Annotated in this window: 1 protein-coding gene and 2 pseudogenes; all 3 read left to right on the top strand. The window is 59.8% G+C overall.

The genetic code is table 11. From position 1 onward, the window contains the following. Nucleotides 1-259 (top strand): annotated as a pseudogene (locus ASD99_RS33985) (hypothetical protein); the annotation flags it as partial. 60 nt (nt 260-319) lie between these two features. Continuing rightward, nucleotides 320-2,881 carry a cation-translocating P-type ATPase gene (locus ASD99_RS25235; RefSeq protein WP_057145272.1) on the top strand — a complete coding sequence of 854 codons (2,562 nt, stop codon included), beginning with the start codon at nt 320-322 and terminating at the stop codon, nt 2,879-2,881. A 360-nt stretch (nt 2,882-3,241) separates the two neighbouring features. Then, nucleotides 3,242-3,804 (top strand): annotated as a pseudogene (locus ASD99_RS25230) (DUF6064 family protein). Nucleotides 3,805-3,874: the final 70 nt, after the last annotated feature.

The following is a 3,874-nucleotide window of genomic DNA, read 5'->3' as shown; positions in this document are numbered from 1 at the left end:
GGCGCATATCCAGGAAATGGAGGTCGAGCACCTGAATCGCCGCAATGCGCAGCGCGGTCGGCCGCCGGTCGAACCGATCTACCGCCTGCAGGATGCCGTCGCGTGCATGACCTTGTTTCGGGCTTTGGAATATGGCGAATGGACCACGGTCGCCGAAGGCCTTCGCGCCCGCTTCTGGAACGCGCCCGACGAACGAGGTCGCGCAGAGATCATCAGGCGCATGCGAAGGGCGCTCGACACGGGCGGCAGTAGCACCTGAGCAAGTGACGGAGCCTGACGGCGCACCCGTACAATGCGCTGGCAATGGAAGAAAGCCTAGATGTCTCGACCCACCTCATCGACCATTGCCTTGACCGGTCTCAGCGAGGCCGAAGCACAGGCTAGGCTTGTCATCGAAGGGTTTAACGAGTTGCCCAGGTCAAGCCGTCGGACGCCATTGCGCATTGCTATCGAGGTCATGCGCGAGCCGATGCTTGCGCTGCTGTTGGGTGGAGGCTGCGTTTACCTGCTTCTTGGCGATCTTCAGGAGGCGTTGATCCTTATCGCATTTGGCAGCTTGTCGGTGGGAATTACCATCGTTCAGGAGGCGCGGACCGAGCGTGTTCTCGAGGCGTTGCGCGATCTGACAAGTCCGCGCGCTCTGGTGATACGCGATGGCGAACGCAAGCGGATTGCAGGTCGCGAGGTGGTACGCGGCGATACCGTCGTGCTGGGGGAGGGGGACCGGGTTCCGGCCGATGTTCTGCTCATCCAGAGCCTGGACATCCAGGCCGATGAGTCCTTGCTGACAGGAGAATCCATGCCGGTGCGCAAGATCGCAGCCGAGGAAGGCGATCTGCCAGCCGAACGCCGGCCGGGGGGTGACGACCTGCCTTTCGCATTTTCCGGATCACTCGTCGTTCGCGGTTCAGGCATCGGCGAAGTTCTGGCAACCGGGCCGCTCAGCCAAATCGGGGCGATCGGGCAAGCGCTTAGTACCATGGAGACCGAAGCACCCCGCTTGCAGCGACAGACAAAACGACTTGTCGGCATCTTCGCACTGGTCGGCGGCGCGGTCAGTATTCTCGCGGTCGTGCTTTATGGCTTGTTACGCGGCGGATGGCTTGACGCGGTGTTGGCGGGTATTGCGCTCGGCATGTCGATGCTGCCCGAGGAGTTTCCCATGGTGCTGACAATCTTCATGGCCATGGGCGCATGGCGCATCTCGCAGGCGCGCGTGCTCACCCGTCGTGCAGCAGCGATCGAGACGCTTGGCTCGGCAACGGTCCTTTGCACAGACAAGACCGGAACGCTGACCGAGAACCGCATGACAATTGCAGAACTGAGAACGCCCGATGGCAAACTGTTTCGCCTGCTGAACAACTCGAACACAGAGATGCCGGCGGCATTTGGGGAGTTGGTCGAGGTCGGCGTGCTTGCCAGTGCCGAGATTCCCTTTGATCCGATGGAAAGGGCATTTCACAAACTCGCGCAGGAGCGATTGCCCATGCGCGCGGACAGTGCTGATCGGAAACTGACCCGCGCCTATGGGTTGCGCCCTGAACTGTTGGCAATGTCGAATGCCTGGCAATCATCGGCTGGTGGCGGCGACTGCCTGATTGCCGCCAAGGGTTCGCCGGAGGCCATCGCGGCACTCTGTCGTCTACCTGCGGATCGGGTCGCTTCGGTCAAGGATGTTGTGGACGCCATGGCGACGGAAGGACTGCGCGTCCTAGGCGTTGCGCGTTCCAGCCATGCCGGCGATCAATTGCCGGACAGGCAGACTGGTTTCGATTTCGAATTCTTGGGCCTCGTCGGACTTGCCGACCCCCTGCGTTCAGGGGTTCCGGACGCGGTGAGCAATTGCCGCTCCGCCGGAATCAGAGTGATCATGATTACCGGGGACTATCCCGCGACCGCGAGAGCGATTGCCCGCGAGGCTGGGCTCGATTTCAACGAAGTCGTCACCGGTGAAGAGCTCAAGGCACTGGATGGCGCAGCCCTGTCGGCGCGCGTGAAAACCGCGGCGGTGTTCGCGCGGATCATGCCCGAGCAGAAATTGGCAATCGTCAGAGCCTTGAAGGCCAATGGCGAAATTGTCGCCATGACGGGAGACGGCGTCAACGATGCTCCGTCGCTGAAAGCCGCAAACATTGGCATTGCCATGGGCGGTCGCGGCACGGATGTCGCGCGCGAGGCGTCGTCCATCGTCCTCCTCGACGACGATTTCGGGTCGATAGTCAAAGCCATCCGGCTGGGCCGCCGCATCTACGACAACTTGCGCAAGGCAATGGGCTTCATCCTTGCCGTGCACGTGCCGATCGCCGGGCTGGCCCTGCTTCCATTGCTGTTTGGGCTTCCTATCCTGTTCGGGCCAATTCACATTGCCTTTCTGGAGATGGTGATCGATCCGGTCTGCTCGTTGGTCTTTGAAGCAGAAACCGAGGAAAATGACACGATGAAGCGTCCGCCGCGGGATCCGGAAGCGGCGCTCTTCTCGCGCTCGTTGATCGCATGGAGCGTTGTGCAGGGCACGCTGGCGTTTGCTCTCGTCGCCGCTATTTTTCTTCTCTCCCTGCACTGGGGAATACCGGAAAATGAAATTCGCGCGCTGACATTCTTCTCGCTGGTGCTAACGATCGTCGGGCTGATTTTCGTCAACCGTACGTTCAGTGATTCACTGCTGGTCTCATTGTTCCGTCCAAATCGATCGCTTGGTATCGTCGTCGTGGTGGTTGCTGCCGCACTGGGTGGGACACTTTTCTGGCCGCTCGCCAGTACTCTCTTCCAGTTTGGACCGCTGCATCTGGACGATCTCACCGTGACCCTTGCTGCCGGGATAGCGGTGTTGGTCTGCCTTGAGGTCCTGAAACATTTCTGGCGGGATGGGCTGAAAGCCTGAAACACTGGAAGTCGGACCGCGATGCCGATCGATGCACGGACGCCTACCCCGCATGGCCCGATGAGGCGAGAAATGTCGGAGCCATTGGAGTCGCGCAAATGGTCAACATTGCCTCCAGACCTGCCAGGGTTTGCAACTTGACGCGAAGCAAGGGTGTCGACTTCCCACGATCTGGGAGACGACGCTGAAGAGACATTCATACGTCGTGGGCCGCCGATGCAGGACCGGAATGAGAATGGCCCCATTCTTAAGTATGGCTGGGAGACGGGCCGCTTGAGTGAGAGCAAATTGGGAGGCCGCTGATTTGCGCCAGATCAAACGAGTGTCCTGTGACCACGGCTATGGTGATGCAGCTTGGAGATGCACTCGATGTTGCCCTTCACGCGTGATCAGTTTCTCGCCAACCTGGTCGCATACAATGAAGCCATCTGGCCCGCGCAACTGGCTGCATTTGCCCTTGGCTTGCTTGCCGTGGCCCTGTTGTTTTGGCGACGGCAAATGGCGGATCGTCAGATCGTTGGCACCCTTGCAATCATGTGGCTGTGGACCGGAGTTGGATATCATTGGCTCCACTTTGCCGAGATCAACAAGGCCGCGCTTATCTTTGGCGGCCTCTTTGTCGCGCAGGGAGCCATGCTGGCCTATGTTGGTGTCGTCAGGAACGAACTGCGCTTCGGGCTGGGTTCTGGACCTGCAGCAAGCGTGGGAATTGGTTTGGTCGCCTATGCGGTCGTCCTTTACCCCCTTCTAGGCATCTGGACGGTCACGCATATCCGCAAATGCCGGTGTTCTGTGTCACGCCCTGTCCGGTGACGATTTTCACCTTCGGTTTCTTCCTCTTCGCAAAGCCTCCTATGTCGCGGTGGTTGCTCGCGATCCCGTTCATCTGGTCGTTGAGCGCCTCCCCGAAAATCGGACAGTGACGGAAGCTACGAACTGACGTCTGCTGATCTCCAAGGACGAGGAGATCAGAATATGCGCAAACGCAGGAAC

It is taken from the genome of Mesorhizobium sp. Root695 (assembly GCF_001428185.1).
Lineage (GTDB): Bacteria > Pseudomonadota > Alphaproteobacteria > Rhizobiales > Rhizobiaceae > Mesorhizobium.
This window is presented reverse-complemented; position numbering and strand designations above follow the sequence as displayed.

Bases quoted from the DNA above. Each gene is read 5' to 3' on its own strand.
- ASD99_RS25235 (WP_057145272.1), top strand. From the start codon at position 320: ATGTCTCGACCCACCTCATCGACCATTGCCTTGACCGGTCTCAGCGAG.